This is a genomic window from Brevundimonas naejangsanensis DSM 23858 (assembly GCF_000421705.1).
Classification (GTDB): Bacteria; Pseudomonadota; Alphaproteobacteria; order Caulobacterales; family Caulobacteraceae; genus Brevundimonas; species Brevundimonas naejangsanensis.
This window is the reverse complement of record NZ_ATXN01000002.1, coordinates 461,816-474,803: the sequence shown is the minus strand read 5'-3', so window position 1 is coordinate 474,803 and position 12,988 is coordinate 461,816. Positions and strand designations below refer to the sequence as shown.

The following is a 12,988-nucleotide window of genomic DNA, read 5'->3' as shown; positions in this document are numbered from 1 at the left end:
CGTGCCGGTAAAATCGTCGTGAGGTCAAGCCTGAGCTGATTTCTCAGCTCAGGTCGCCGACGGCGGCGTCCAGCAGCATGAAGGCGCGGCCTTCGTCCGTGGCCAGCCGCGCCTGAATGTCATGGGCGTCGCCGCGCTCGGCCTGAAGCCTCAGGCCGTGGGCGAAGGCGCGCACATAGGCCTCGGCGTCGGCGCGCAGGGCGTCGTCGCTCAGCACGCGGCGCGAGACGCTGCGGACGGCGGCGGGCGCCACCCGGCGGACGATCTGGCGGGCGCGCGACGGGTCATGGGCGGCGAAGGCCTGGGCCGTTTCCTCGATGCGTGGGCGCGGCAGCAGGGCGTTGGGGTCCACGCCCATGCGCCGAATGGCGTCGGTGATGCGCGAGGCCAAGGCGTCGATCTCTTCGGGCGAACCGATCGGCGCCGCCGGGGCGTGCGATGCGGCGTCGGTCTGAGGGCCGCCGTTGGGAGCGGACAGATCGTTCCAGTCCAGATCGGCGGCGGGCGCCTCGTGTCTGTGGGGCGGCGCGGGCGGCGTCGTATCACGCGGCGGCGGCGCCGGTCGGGCCTGCGGCGCGGCCGGGATGGCTTCGATGTCTCCCTCCGGTGCGTTCTGCGGGCGCAGCCGTCCGCGCAGGCTGTCATGCGGCCGTTCAGCGGAGCGCTCGGTCGGGGCGGGCTGGTTCAAGGGACGACGACGGCCGCCTTCGCCGGACACGGCGCCCATCAGGCGCACAGCCTCGGTCAGCATGTCGTAGTTGCGACGGACGCGTTCCTGGAAGCCGTTTTCCAGGGCTTCGGTGTCCTCGGCCGCCTTACGGGAGGCGGCGCTCAGGGCGGTCAGGCCGTTTTCGACGGCGGCGCGGACCGAGTCCACACGGTTCTGGGCTTCCTGGGGCAGGCGGCTGGCGCGTTCGTCCATCTCGGACACGGCCTGTTCGACCTGGGTCAGGGCCTCGGTGACGCGGGTCAGGGTGGCGTGAAGGCTGTCGATCAGGCGCTCGCCCGTCTGGTCCACCATCTCAGCCGTCTGGCCGATGATGCGACGGGCGCCCTCGATGCGGGCCTCGGCGGCGGCGTCGGCCTGCTGGGCGGCGTCGAACAGGGATTCGCCCAGGCGGTCGGCGCGAATCTGCGCCTGTTCGATGGCCGTGTCGGCCGCCTGACGCTGGGCGTCGGCCGTGGCCTGAAGCGCCGCCAGCGAACGGCGCGTCTCTTCGACCAGCAGGTCGCGGGATTCGGCGGACAGCGCCTCGAACCGGTCCAGCGCCAGCTTGGTGGCGTGGTCGAAGCCGTCGGCTTCACGTTGAGACAACTGCACCAGGGCCTGGAACTGATCGACCACGGCCTCGACCTGGGCCTTGATGGCGTTGGCCGCCTCTTCGCCCTTCAGGTTCAGGTCGTCGGCGGCGGTGCGGGTCTGGGACAGGTGATCCAGAAGCTGCGCGCGCTGGCTCTCCACCTGGGCCGAGAAGTCTTCCTGATCGGTGCGCAGGGCATAGGCGGCGGTGACCAGGGCGGCGCGCTGTTGGCCCAGACCTTCCTCGACCGATTGAATCTGTTCAGCGACGCCGGAGCCGGCGGTTTCGAGACGCAGGGTCTGGCGGGCCAGGTCGTCGGCGGCGGCGCGGGCGGCGTCCTGCGCTTCATTGGCGGCGGCGGCCAGGTCGGCGGCGCGGGCGGCCAGGGCGGCTTCGGCCTCGCGCAACTGCGTCTGAGCCAGGTCGGAGGCGTCGGCCACCATGCGCGACTGGCGCTCGACCGTTTCGACCACGTTGGAGGCCTGGGTTTCCAGACGGCCGCTGAGGCCGTGCATCTGCTCCCGCTCGGCCGACATCTTTTCGGTCAACTGGCGGGCCGTGCCGCCGGCGCGTTCGGCAGCCTCGTTCAGCAGGGCGGTTTCCTTGGCCAGGGCCTCGCGAAGTTGGGCCATGTCGTTGCGCGCGCGTTCGGCGGCCTGTGCGGCCAGGTCGATATCGCCGCGCAGACTGGTCAGCACCTGACCGGCTTCGTTGGCGGCCAGGGCGGTCGGGCCGACCAGGGCGTTCGCCATTTCGCGGGCGCGACGGGTCTCTTGCGCCAGACCGGCGCCCTGACGCACGGCGTGGGCCAGCAGGATCGAAAGGCCGACCGGCGCCAGAAGGATCAGGCCGTAGACCGCCAGCCGCAGCGGATCCAACTCCATCATCCCGGAGCCCAGCTCATAGGCGAACCAGGACGCCAGCCCGCCGACCCACAGGGCCGACGCCAGCCCGGCGATCAGATAGGCGTGGTTGGCGCCGCCCTTGGCCGACTTGGCGCGAGGGGAGGGGGGAACGGTAAGGGGCGTTGATTCGACGGTGGCGGGCGGCGCGTCGGCCGACTCGCCCAGAATGGCCAGGGTGCGGGCTGCTTTTTCCGCCTCAGCCGCGCGCTGTTCGGCGATCGCCTGCTGTTCGGCCAGGCGGCGGCGCTGACGCTCAGACATCGGCCGTTCTGGGACGGGGGCGGATTCAGGCAGCGGCGGATGCTCAGGCATCGGCTCGGGCGTGGCCGCATCAGCTTGGGCGTCGGACGCGATCACGGGGGCCTCGTCCTCAAGGGCGGGCTCGGAGTCGGTCAGGTTGAGCGGCGGCCGAGGGCGGGATTTCATGGGCGTCGATCTCGATTACTGGTCGCCTGGAGACGCGGGCGAGGTCGTGTGCGGAGCGACCCTAACGACTGTAACGAGAAGCGAAAAGGCTGGAGGGCGTATTATCCGGCCTGAAGCGGCGGCTTCACTAAGCCTAAGCTGTGGATCAGCAGGAGGTCGGGGCGTTGACCTGAATGTGGGTGGACGGGGCGTCGCCGCACTTCTTTTCGACCCGGTGGATCTCGCCATCCGACTTCTTCGTCGGGCTGAGATCGACGCCGAACTGCGACAGCGCGACTGCGGCGAGCAGTGCGATGAGGCCGATCACCATTTCGATCAGAGCTTGCATGGCGCGCATAATGACAGATCACGGTTCCGGCGACAATGCGGCGAAGTGAAGGAGCGTCGCCATTGACCGTGCTGATGCGAAAATGGAACGATCTGCAACCGCTCGACCTCTGCTGTAGAGGCCGCGCATCAAGCCGTCACGCGAATCGGCCATCGGAGGGTCATGGGGCCAGATCGTTCTTATGAAGCCAGTCTGATCGAGCCGGGTCCGGGCGTGTGGCGGTCTGCGCCTGCGCATCGTTTCGCGCCGCTGATGGAGAACAAGGCCTATTTCGACGCCCTGTCCTCGGCGCTGCACAAGGCGAAACGGTCGATCCTGATTCTGGGCTGGCAGTTCGATCCCCGCACGCGGCTCGATCCGGAGGGGCCGCTGACCGACCGCCGGGCCGAGATCGGTCATCAGTTGAAGGCTCTGGTGCGGCACAAGCCGGACCTGGACGTGCGCCTGCTGATCTGGCGCTCGCCCCTGCTGATCGCGGCGTCGCAGGGCTTCTACCCGCACAAGGCCCAGAGGTGGTTCCGCCGCCGGATCGTGGAGTTCCGGCTGGACGGGCCGGGTATTCTGGGCGCCTGCCATCATCAGAAGGTGGTGGTGATCGACAATCAGATCGCCTTCTGCGGCGGCGGCGACATCTCGACCGACCGCTGGGACACCGAAGAGCATTTCTCGGGCGATCCGCGCCGGTGCGAGCCGACCGGCGTCATTCCGGCGCCGCGGCATGAGGTGATGTGCGTACTGGACGGACCGGCGGCGCAGAACCTGGGCGAGCTGGCGCGCGAACGCTGGCGGCGGGCGACGGGCGAGGTGCTGGAAGCTTCGACGCCGCGAGGGAGCGACGCCTGGCCCGATGGCGTCGAGCCGACGCTGCATGATGTTCCGGTCGCTATCTCCCGCACGGAACCGCAGGTCCGGGGCCGACCTGAGGTGCGCGAGAATGAGGCCCTGCATCTGGAGGCCATCCGGCAGGCGCGGTCGCTGATCTATATGGAGAACCAGTATTTCACCTCGCCCCTGCTGGCGGCGGCGCTGGCCGAACGTCTGGCCGAGCCGGACGGGCCGGAGGTGGTGCTGGTCTCGACCGGGCGCAGCCCCAGCTGGTTCGACGGTCTGACGATGGATACGGCGCGGGCCGAGGTGCTGTATCGGCTGGAGCAGGCGGACCGCCATGACCGCTTCACCGCCTTCTATCCGGTGACGGACGAGGGCGAGCGGATCATTGTTCACGCCAAGATGACCATCATCGACGACAAGCTGCTGCGGATCGGCTCCAGCAATCTGAACAACCGCTCGATGGGGCTGGACACGGAATGCGACGTGGCCGTCGAGGCGCAGACGGATCAGCAGCGCGATGTGATCCGGCGCTTTCGTCGCCACTCGCTGGGCCATTTCATCGGCGTCTCGGGCGAGGCCTTCGCCGAGGCGGAAACCCTGCTGGGTTCGGTGGCGCAGGCGATCCAGACTTTTGGTCAGGCGCGGATGAAGCCGCTGGGCGCCGCAGAGCCGACGCGGGTCGAGCGGATGTTCGCCGAGTGGCAGTTCGGCGATCCGGTGTCGGCGACCGACGCCTGGCGGCCGTGGAAGCGGCTGAACCGCTCGCACCGCACCCGGCCCAGGTCCGAGGGCGGTCAGGCGCCGGGTTGATCCTGGCGCTGACCTTCGATCTCGAAGTCGATAATCAGAGGCAGATGGTCCGACGCGGCGCGCGCCAGAGGCGAGGACGGGGTGCGGGCGCCTGTCACGCGGATCTCGCGGCTGACGAAGCAGTGGTCGATGCGGATGGCCGGGAAGCTGGAGGGAAAGGTCTTGATGGAGGGCTTGAGTCCTAAGCGCCGCTGGGCGTCGTCCAGCCGCCGCGTCAGGGCCTGATAGGGGCGGGTGATGGAGGTGGCGTTGAAGTCGCCGGTCAGAATGGTCGGTCCCTGACACATTGGATCGCCCAGCCATTCCTCGCCGATCAATGCGGCGACCTGTAGCCGTTGTTCGCGCGGGATCAGGCCCAGGTGGGTGTTCATGATGTTGACCACCGCCCCGTCGAAATCGACCGCAGACCACAGGGCGCCGCGCGGCTCCAGCCCCTTGATGCCGGGCAGGGTGGGCAGGGCGGCGGCGCGCACCAGCCGCTCGGGACGGTGGGTCAGGATGGCGTCGCCGTAGAGCTCGGCCTCGACCTTCATGGCGGGATGGAATTGCACGCTCATGGCCAGGTGTTGAGCGATGGCGCTGGCCTGATCGACATGCCCGGTGCGGGCGCGGCCGACATCCAGTTCCTGCAGGCAGACCACGTCAGGCTCATGCTCGGCGATGACATCGGCGATGCGGTTCACGTCCAGCTTCCGGTCGACGCCGACGCAGCGATGGACGTTGTAGGTCAGAAGTCTCGGCATGAATTCCTTGCCCGCGATCGCAGCGACTGTCGCGGCTCAATGCGGCGGTCGCGAGGCCCTGATAGCCAGACTAGATGACAACCAGTCTGTCGGGGATCTCGTTTTGATCAGCGGGCTTGGGCGGAAAGCGTTCCGCCAGCACCCCGCCGCACAGGTTGATGGCCTGTTCGAATCCCTCGACCGGGCGGTCATGACGCAGGGCTTTGGTCAAGGCGGCGACTGCGTCGGCCCAGACCTCAGGACTGACGCAGGAATGGATGCCTTCGTCGGCCACCACCTCGACCTGATGATCAGCCAGGGCGGCGAAGATCAGGACGCCGGTGCGCGCCTCGGTGACGTGCAGGCCGTGGGCCAGGAATTGCTGCATGGCGGCGCGGCGGACGCGCGTGCGGCGCAGGGCGGCGGGCGTCAGCAGTCGCCGCACGGCCGGGATCAGCGACAGCAGGAAGACGGCGAGGAAGACGCCCGCCTGCACCAGCCCATAAGCCGCCAGGGCGCGCCCGATCTCGGCCGAGGCGGCGGGCGCATGGGCGATCTCCCAGCCGTGGCCGAAAGCCAGCCAGTCGCCGTTGAATCCGAACGGGATCAACCCCAGCGGCAGCAGCAGGGCCGTAGCGGCCGCCCAGCCCAGGCTGACGTCGCGATAGGAGGACACCTGTCGCGCCACGACACAGAAGATTTCGCCCGACGTGTGCGCTTCGGCCTGAGCGATGGCCCTGGCGACGCGCGCGTGGTCGTCTGTCGTGAACTGCATCACCATCCCCCCGAGGCGCCGCCGCCGCCGAAGCCGCCGCCTCCACCGCCAAAGCCACCACCGCCGCCGAATCCGCCGCCGCCCCAGCCGCCGCCGCGCCCGCCGCGATTGCGGTCTTTCAAGGCTTCGCTGGCGGCCCAGATCAGGATCGGGGACAGGCCGTCGCCGCGTCCGCCCCGCCGTTTGCGACCGCCCGCAGCTGCGCCGACCATGCTGAAGAAGATGAAGGCGAACACCAACAGGATGATGATCGCCGGCAGCACCGGCTTGGTCGACTCTGTCGCGAGGCTCTTGGCTTCTTCAGCACGCGCCTGGGCCTCGGCCGGATCGGCGGTCAGTTGCGCGATGATGGAGTCGGTCCCGGCGATGATGCCTGCCGCATAGTCGCCCTGACGAAAGGCCGGCAGGATGTCGTTGCGGATGATGAGCGAGGAATAGGCGTCGGTCAGCACGCCCTCCAGTCCATAGCCGACTTCGATCCGCACCTTGCGCTCGTTCGGCGCGACGATCAGCAGGGCGCCGCCGTCATTCTCCTTCTGGCCGATGCCCCAGTGACGGCCGAGCTGGTAGCCGAAGTCCTCGATCTCCTGATCCTGGAGCGAGGGCAGGGTGACGACGACCAACTGGTCGCCGGTCTGCTGTTCCAGCGTCGCCAGCTTGCCGGTCAGGGTCTGTTCCTGTTCCGGCGTCAGCAGCTGGGCGTCATCGACCACGCGGCCGGTCAGCGCCGGAAAACGGATTTCGGCGGCCAGGCTGGCGCCGGGCAGGGCGGTCAGCCACAGGGTGAGGGCCAGAATCAGCGCGGGGAGGAGGCCCCGCGCCGCGCCTTCCCTCAGGGCGAGGGCGGAAGGGTTCATTTCAGGCTTACTGCGCCGCCGGGGCGGGCGGCGTCGAACCGGGCGCGGCGCCGGGCGTCGTCGCAGGCGCGCCGCCGCCGGGCTGGACGCCCAGGTCGAAGTTCACGTTGGGCGCCGACTGGGCCTCGGCCGTGGCGGTGAACAGCTGCATTGGCTTGGAGCCGCCGTGCAGGGTCTTGGCCCAGATCACGCTCGGGAAGGTGCGCAGGGTGGTGTTGTAGTCGCGCACGGCCTCATTGTAGTCGCGGCGCGCCACAGAGATGCGGTTCTCGGTGCCTTCCAGCTGCGATTGCAGGGTCAGGAAGTTCTGGTTGGCCTGAAGCTGGGGATAGGCCTCGACCGTCACCAGCAGCCGCGACAGGGCGCTGGAAAGCTCGCCCTGCGCCTGTTGATACTGCTGGAAGGCGGCGGCGTTATCGAGGTTGGAGGCGTCGATGTTGACGCTGGTGGCCTTGGCGCGGGCCTCGATCACCTGGGTCAGGGTGGTGCGTTCCTGAATGGCCGCGCCCTGAACGGTGGCGACCAGATTGGGCACCAGATCGGCGCGGCGCTGATACTGGCTCTGAACGTCGGCCCAGGCGGCTTCGGCGCGCTCCTGCTTGGTCGGAATGGTGTTGTAGCCGCAGGCGCTCACGGCCGGAGCCAGGACGACGACGGCGGCGACGGCCGCGATGCGAGGCGAAAATCCAGCCATGAAGAAGCTCCTGCGGGGCGGTCCTCATGACCGCTGATCGCTAAAGACTATCGGGGCCGAAAGGCTCCGCTTCAAGGCTGGATTTTTGACGCAGGCCTCAGCCGTTCACGTCTTCCGGCTCTACGCCCGCCGCGCGGCAGGCGGCGGTGTAGGTGTTGGCCAGCAGGCAGGCGATGGTCATGGGGCCGACGCCGCCGGGGACAGGGGTGATGCGTCCGGCGACCTCGACCGCCTCGTTGAAGTCCACGTCGCCGACCACGCGGGTCTTGCCCTCGGCGGCCTTGACCGGATCGCGCGAGGGGACGCGGTTGATGCCGACGTCGATGACGGCGGCGCCCGGCTTGATCCAGTCGCCCTTGATCATTTCGGGGCGGCCGACGGCGGCCACCAGAATGTCGGCGGTGCGGCACAGGGCGGGCAGGTCGCGGGTGCGCGAGTGGGCGATGGTGACAGTGCAGCTTTCGCCCAGCAGCAGTTGCGCCATCGGCTTGCCGACGATGTTGGAGCGGCCGACGATGACGGCGTTCAGGCCCGACAGGTCGCCCAACTGGTCCTTCAGCAGCATCAGGCTGCCCAGCGGGGTGCAGGGGATCATGCCGGGCAGGCCGACAGCCAGACGTCCGGCATTGACGACGTGGAAGCCGTCAACATCCTTGTCCGGCGAGATCGCGTCCAGAACGGCGGACGAATCGATATGTTTGGGCAGGGGCAGCTGCACGAGGATGCCGTGGATGCCCGCATCGGCGTTCAGCGACGCGATCAGGGCCAACAGTTCGTCCTGGTTCGTTTCGACCGGCAGGCGGTGGGTGTCGGACCGCATCCCGGCCTTCAGCGTCGTCTCGCCCTTATTGCGGACATAAAGCTGGCTAGCGGGGTCTTCGCCGACGATGACGACGGCCAGACCGGGCTTGACGCCGTGGGCGGATTCCAGCCGGGCGGCGGCCGCTGCGACGCGCTCCACCAGGGTCTGTGAGAAGGCCTTGCCGTCGATCAGAGAGGCGCGGGCGGGTTCGACAGCCATATTTGGCTCCATCTGCCGGGAACTGGAAAGCGTGGCCGCGATTTACAGGCGCTGCGGTTCGGCGTCTATGATGACGCCAGCAAAGAGGTTTTTATGCGTTATTCCCTGTTCGCTGCGGCCAGCGCCGTCGCCCTCCTGTCCACCGGCGCGGCCTGGGCCCAGACGGCGGCTGATGCCCGGCTGGGAGACGACATCCGGGGGCGGCTGGAAGAGGGCGACGCCCGCACGCGGGGCGGGGACGCCTATCGCTATGACGACTATCGGCTGAACCTGCGCGCTGGCCAGCGGCTGGAAGCCGAGATGACGGCGGATGATTTCGACGCCTATCTGGAAGTCTACGCCGAAGGCTCGATGCGACAGTCGCTGGCTAGCGATGACGACAGCGCAGGCAGCCTGAATGCGCGCCTGCGTTTCACTGCGCCGGAATCCGGGGTCTATATCGTGCGTGCGCGCACCTTCTCGGGGATGGAGACCGGCGACTATCGCCTGTCGCTGAAGGAGCGCGCCGCGCCGCGCTTGCCGCGTCCCGGCCGCGTCGCCATCGGTCGTGACGCCTCTGGCCGCCTGGGCGCCAACAGCGCCGAGGATGATGACGGCAATCGCTATGACGCCTACGCCTTCCGGGCCTCGGCGGGCGAGCGGGTGAGGATCGACCTGGAATCGGACGATTTCGACGCCTTCCTGCGCGTCGGCCGTATTGTGAACGGCGCCTTCGTGCAGATGGCCGAGAATGACGACGGCGGGTCCAGCCTGAACGCGCGACTGGTGTTCACGGCGCCCCAGGACGGAGAGTATCTGGTCCGCGCCACCTCCTATGACGGCTCGGCGCAGGGGACGTATCGACTGGCGCTGGAACAGGGACCGCCCGCGCCGACCGCCACGCCGGTCTCGGTCGGCGATGAAACGCGTGGGCGCCTGACGCCGGATAGCGCCAGCAGCGATTCCGGCGCTCCGGCGGATCTGTACCGCTTCAGCGGCCGGGCCGGACAGCGTTTGGCCATCACCATGAAGGCCGATGGGTTCGACACCTTCCTTGAACTGTTCGACGCCAATCACAACAGTCTGGCCAGCGACGACGACAGCGCCGGGGACCTGAACTCGCGGCTGACGCACACCCTGACTGAGGACGGCGACTATCTGATCGAGGCGCGCGCCTTCTCCAGCGGCGAGGGGCCCTATACGCTCAAGATCGAAGAGATCGCGCCGCCCCCGCCGCCGTCCGCCATCGCCTTCGGCCAGACCGTCGAGGGCGAGTTGGCGACCAGCGACGCCACCGATGATGACGGACGCCTGTATGACGCCTTCGTCTTCAGCGGGGCCGAGGGCCAGCGCATTCAGGCCGTCATGCGGTCGGGCGACTTCGACGCCTATCTGCAACTGGGTCAGGACGAGGACGATTTCAGCGAGATCGCCAGCGACGACGACGGTCTGGGTCAGGGGACGGATGCGCGCCTGATCTTCACCCTGCCTGAGACCGGCGACTATGTGCTGCGCGCGCGTTCCTGGTCGCGCGACGCCAAGGGGCTCTATTCGCTGGAGCTGACGGATCTGGGGGGAGAGCCTTCGCCGGGCAGCCTGTTGATCGGATCGACCGTGCGCGGCCGCCTGACCGAACGGGCCAGCATCACCGACGAAGGCGTCTTCTATGACGCCTATCACTTCAAGGCCAAGGCCGACGAAAAGCTGCGCTTCACCCTGATCGCCAGCAGCTTTGACGCGGTGGTCGAGGTCGGCGAGGAGAAGGACGGCGACTACTTCGAGCTGGACACGGATGACGACAGCCTGTCCGACACCCACGCTCGCCTGAGCTGGACCGCGCCGCGCGACGGGACCTATGTGCTGCGCGCCCGCAGCTTCAGCGCCAACTCGACCGGCGACTATGTGCTGATCACGGAGCGGCAGCCCTGAACAACGCCAGCGACACCGCCGCCTCGGCCCTGATCCTGGGTCGTAAGGATCAGCATCTGGACGTGGTGCTGGCGGGCGGAGGGCGTCATGCTGTCTCGGCGGGGTTCGACGACTGGCGCTTCGTGCACGAAGCCCTGCCGGACGTGGACCATGCCCGGATCGACCTGGGCGTCGACTTTCTGGGACGGCGGCTGAAGGCGCCCCTGCTGATCAGCGCCATGACCGGCGGCCCTGCCAGGGCCGAGGCGATCAACGCCCGTCTGGCCGAAGCGGCCCAGCATCTGGGCATCGCCCTGGCCGTCGGTTCGCAACGGGCGGCGCTGGAAGGCGGCGCGGCGGGCGGGCTGGACTTCGCGCTCAGGCTCAAGGCGCCGGACACGCCGATCCTGGCCAATATCGGCGCGGCCCAGCTGACGCGCGGCTTCGGGCGGGACGAGGCGCGCCGGGCGCTGGACATGATCGGCGCCGACGCCCTGGTCGTTCACCTGAACCCCCTTCAGGAGGCCTGCCAGCCTGAGGGAGATCGCGACTGGTGGGGCGTGGGCGCGGCGCTTCAGGCCCTGATCCGCGATCTGGACGCTCCGGTCATCGTCAAGGAGACGGGGGCGGGGATTTCCGCCGTCACGGCCCAGCGTCTGATGGCGATGGGGGCGGCGGGCGTGGATGTGGCCGGTGCCGGGGGCGCCAACTGGGGCCTGATCGAAGGCGAACGGGCGACCGATCCCGCAGACAAGGCCCATGCCCTGGCCTTCGCCGGATGGGGCATACCGACGGCCCGCGCCCTGGCCGAGGCGCGCAACGCCCTGCCGGACGCCCTTCTGATCGGGTCGGGCGGCGTCCGGGATGGGGTGGATGCGGCCAAGGCGATCCGGCTGGGCGCCGACATGGTGGGCATGGCCTCGGGCGTGATTCAGGCCGCTACCGTCTCGACCGAGGCCGTCATTGAACAGTTTCAACTGGTCATAAGGCAGCTGCGTACCGTGTGTTTCTGCGTAAACGCTTCAAATTTAGCGGCGTTGAAACGAGTTCCGTTGCTTCCTGTCACATAAGCGGGGCATTTCCGCCCCTAGATTTTTGCGTCGCACCCAAGGAGATTCCCATGCGCGCTGTGTTGATGACGTCGGTTCTGGCGTCCTCGCTCCTTCTGGCCGGCGCTGCGGCTGCCCAGAGCTCCATCCGGCCGGGGCAGACCGTCAACGGCAACTTCAGCGCCAAGGACGCGCGCATGGACGACGGTTCGCACTATCGTTGCTACGTCGTCCAGACCGAGGCCGGTCAGGCCTATACGGTGACCATGCGGTCGTCGGATTTCGACACCTATCTGATGGCCGGCGCCGGGACGGACTGCGACGAGACCTCGGTGACGAACGACGACGGGCCGGACATGGGCACCGACTCGCAGCTACGCTTCATCTCGAACGGCGGCAATTGGATCATCCGCGCCAATACGCTGAGCGAAGGCGAGACCGGGTCGTTCCGCCTGACCGTTTCGGAAGGCCAGCGCCTGCGGCCGACCACCCAGATCGTGCCGATCTCGGTTGGTGAAAGCCGTCAGGGCCGTCTGGAGTTCAGCGACCGCCAGGCCGACGACGGCTCCTTCTACGACTGCTATGCCCTGAACATCAGCAACGGAGGCAATGTGTCGATCCGCATGGATTCGGCGCAGTTCGACGCCTACCTCTCGCTACACGAAGGGCCGCAGTGCGATGGCGAGAGCCTGGCCGCCGACGACGACAGCGGCGGCGGGACCAGCGCCATGATCACCGAGACCCTGCGTCCCGGTTCCTATTCTTTCCGCGCCAACAGCCTCAGTTCGGCGCAGGAAGGCGACTACACGGTTTCCGTCACCACCATGCGGTGATGCGCAAAAGGCCCCGGCGAAACCGGGGCCTTTTTTAATAGAACATCTCTTCGGCCGCCGGCCTGTTGTGGCGCTGGGGCCGCTCCTGCAGCGCCGACTGACGCGCGGCGCGTTCGGCGGCGTAGTCCGGCTGCGGCGCATCGAAGCCGAAGCCGTAGTGGTCGCGTTCCAGCTCCGGCGCCGGTCGGGACGAGAGAGGCGGGCCGGGATCGGACGGCGTGTCGTAATAGGGCGGCTGTGACGGTTCCGGCGTCAGTTCCAGCCACGCGCTTTCGACATAGGGTTCGTCGTCGCGGGGAGGGGCGGCGACGCGCTCCGCATCGTGCTCATAGCCGTCGCGCAGCTCGCCCACGGTCATGATGGAGCCGGGCGGCAGATCCGGCTCGACCGGTGGTACGACCTCGACGGTCACGCCGTACCCAGGGGCCCGCCCGCCGTGCGCGGCCGAGGTGGAGTTCCAGACGGCCCAGCCCGCCGCCCCCAGTCCGGTCAGAACCAGGGCGGCGGAGGCCATAATGACGGCGCTTCTGCTCATGATCGGCGGCATCC

12 protein-coding genes are annotated in these 12,988 nt (G+C 68.4%); 4 read left to right on the top strand and 8 right to left on the bottom strand.

Features of this window, described 5'->3' with window-relative positions; genetic code table 11:
* Positions 1-43: 43 nt before the first annotated feature.
* Together H556_RS0102485 and H556_RS0102480 are read right to left on the bottom strand one after the other, a co-directional pair.
* Positions 44-2,632: a coiled-coil domain-containing protein gene (locus H556_RS0102485; RefSeq protein WP_024352938.1), complete on the bottom strand. Its 2,589-nt coding sequence runs from the start codon at positions 2,630-2,632 to the stop codon at positions 44-46.
* Between the two features lie 145 nt (positions 2,633-2,777).
* Positions 2,778-2,969, bottom strand: coding sequence for a hypothetical protein (locus H556_RS0102480; RefSeq protein WP_029673146.1), 192 nt, complete (start codon positions 2,967-2,969; stop codon positions 2,778-2,780).
* A gap of 153 nt (positions 2,970-3,122) precedes the next feature.
* Here H556_RS0102480 and H556_RS0102475 point away from each other — a divergent pair, with 153 nt between their 5' ends.
* On the top strand, positions 3,123-4,601 hold the full coding sequence (locus H556_RS0102475) for a phospholipase D-like domain-containing protein (RefSeq protein ID WP_024352936.1): 1,479 nt from the start codon (positions 3,123-3,125) through the stop codon (positions 4,599-4,601).
* Here the strand turns inward: H556_RS0102475 and H556_RS0102470 are convergent.
* The 5 genes from H556_RS0102470 to H556_RS0102450 form a co-directional block, all read right to left on the bottom strand.
* Complete coding sequence (locus H556_RS0102470) at positions 4,586-5,344, bottom strand: endonuclease/exonuclease/phosphatase family protein (RefSeq protein WP_024352935.1); 759 nt, start codon at positions 5,342-5,344, stop codon at positions 4,586-4,588. The two genes, H556_RS0102475 and H556_RS0102470, sit on opposite strands and share 16 nt — an antisense overlap.
* A 70-nt stretch (positions 5,345-5,414) precedes the next feature.
* Positions 5,415-6,098, bottom strand: a complete 684-nt coding sequence (locus H556_RS0102465; RefSeq protein ID WP_336433124.1) for a TPM domain-containing protein — start codon at positions 6,096-6,098, stop codon at positions 5,415-5,417.
* Positions 6,098-6,955, bottom strand: coding sequence for a TPM domain-containing protein (locus H556_RS0102460; RefSeq protein ID WP_024352933.1), 858 nt, complete (start codon positions 6,953-6,955; stop codon positions 6,098-6,100). The genes H556_RS0102465 and H556_RS0102460 overlap by 1 nt, the downstream gene beginning before the upstream one ends.
* Before the next feature lie 7 nt (positions 6,956-6,962).
* A complete protein-coding gene (locus H556_RS0102455) occupies positions 6,963-7,649 on the bottom strand; it encodes a LemA family protein (RefSeq protein WP_024352932.1) in 687 nt (228 codons plus the stop codon).
* Between the two features lie 97 nt (positions 7,650-7,746).
* A complete protein-coding gene (locus H556_RS0102450) occupies positions 7,747-8,670 on the bottom strand; it encodes a bifunctional methylenetetrahydrofolate dehydrogenase/methenyltetrahydrofolate cyclohydrolase (protein ID WP_024352931.1) in 924 nt (307 codons plus the stop codon).
* A 93-nt stretch (positions 8,671-8,763) separates the two neighbouring features.
* Here H556_RS0102450 and H556_RS0102445 point away from each other — a divergent pair, with 93 nt between their 5' ends.
* Genes H556_RS0102445 through H556_RS0102435 form a run of 3 tightly spaced genes read left to right on the top strand, consistent with a single transcriptional unit; the run spans position 8,764 to position 12,439 of the window.
* On the top strand, positions 8,764-10,578 hold the full coding sequence (locus H556_RS0102445; protein ID WP_024352930.1) for a PPC domain-containing protein: 1,815 nt from the start codon (positions 8,764-8,766) through the stop codon (positions 10,576-10,578).
* The gene (fni, locus tag H556_RS0102440; protein ID WP_336433126.1) at positions 10,575-11,627 is read left to right on the top strand and encodes a type 2 isopentenyl-diphosphate Delta-isomerase; all 1,053 of its coding nucleotides are present in this window, start codon (positions 10,575-10,577) and stop codon (positions 11,625-11,627) included. The genes H556_RS0102445 and fni overlap by 4 nt, the downstream gene beginning before the upstream one ends.
* Before the next feature lie 50 nt (positions 11,628-11,677).
* Complete coding sequence (locus tag H556_RS0102435; RefSeq protein ID WP_024352928.1) at positions 11,678-12,439, top strand: hypothetical protein; 762 nt, start codon at positions 11,678-11,680, stop codon at positions 12,437-12,439.
* Positions 12,440-12,473: 34 nt separating this feature from the next.
* Here H556_RS0102435 and H556_RS0102430 read toward each other — a convergent pair whose 3' ends face one another.
* The gene (locus H556_RS0102430; RefSeq protein ID WP_245559401.1) at positions 12,474-12,974 is read right to left on the bottom strand and encodes a hypothetical protein; all 501 of its coding nucleotides are present in this window, start codon (positions 12,972-12,974) and stop codon (positions 12,474-12,476) included.
* Between the last annotated feature and the right edge of the window lie 14 nt (positions 12,975-12,988).

Bases quoted from the DNA above. Each gene is read 5' to 3' on its own strand.
- H556_RS0102435 (WP_024352928.1), top strand. From the start codon at position 11,678: ATGCGCGCTGTGTTGATGACGTCGGTTCTGGCGTCCTCGCTCCTTCTG.
- H556_RS0102470 (WP_024352935.1), bottom strand. From the start codon at position 5,344: ATGCCGAGACTTCTGACCTACAACGTCCATCGCTGCGTCGGCGTCGAC.
- H556_RS0102465 (WP_336433124.1), bottom strand. From the start codon at position 6,098: ATGCAGTTCACGACAGACGACCACGCGCGCGTCGCCAGGGCCATCGCT.
- H556_RS0102485 (WP_024352938.1), bottom strand. From the start codon at position 2,632: ATGAAATCCCGCCCTCGGCCGCCGCTCAACCTGACCGACTCCGAGCCC.
- H556_RS0102430 (WP_245559401.1), bottom strand. From the start codon at position 12,974: ATGAGCAGAAGCGCCGTCATTATGGCCTCCGCCGCCCTGGTTCTGACC.
- H556_RS0102455 (WP_024352932.1), bottom strand. From the start codon at position 7,649: ATGGCTGGATTTTCGCCTCGCATCGCGGCCGTCGCCGCCGTCGTCGTC.
- H556_RS0102450 (WP_024352931.1), bottom strand. From the start codon at position 8,670: ATGGCTGTCGAACCCGCCCGCGCCTCTCTGATCGACGGCAAGGCCTTC.
- H556_RS0102460 (WP_024352933.1), bottom strand. From the start codon at position 6,955: ATGAACCCTTCCGCCCTCGCCCTGAGGGAAGGCGCGGCGCGGGGCCTC.
- H556_RS0102480 (WP_029673146.1), bottom strand. From the start codon at position 2,969: ATGCGCGCCATGCAAGCTCTGATCGAAATGGTGATCGGCCTCATCGCA.
- H556_RS0102445 (WP_024352930.1), top strand. From the start codon at position 8,764: ATGCGTTATTCCCTGTTCGCTGCGGCCAGCGCCGTCGCCCTCCTGTCC.
- H556_RS0102475 (WP_024352936.1), top strand. From the start codon at position 3,123: ATGGGGCCAGATCGTTCTTATGAAGCCAGTCTGATCGAGCCGGGTCCG.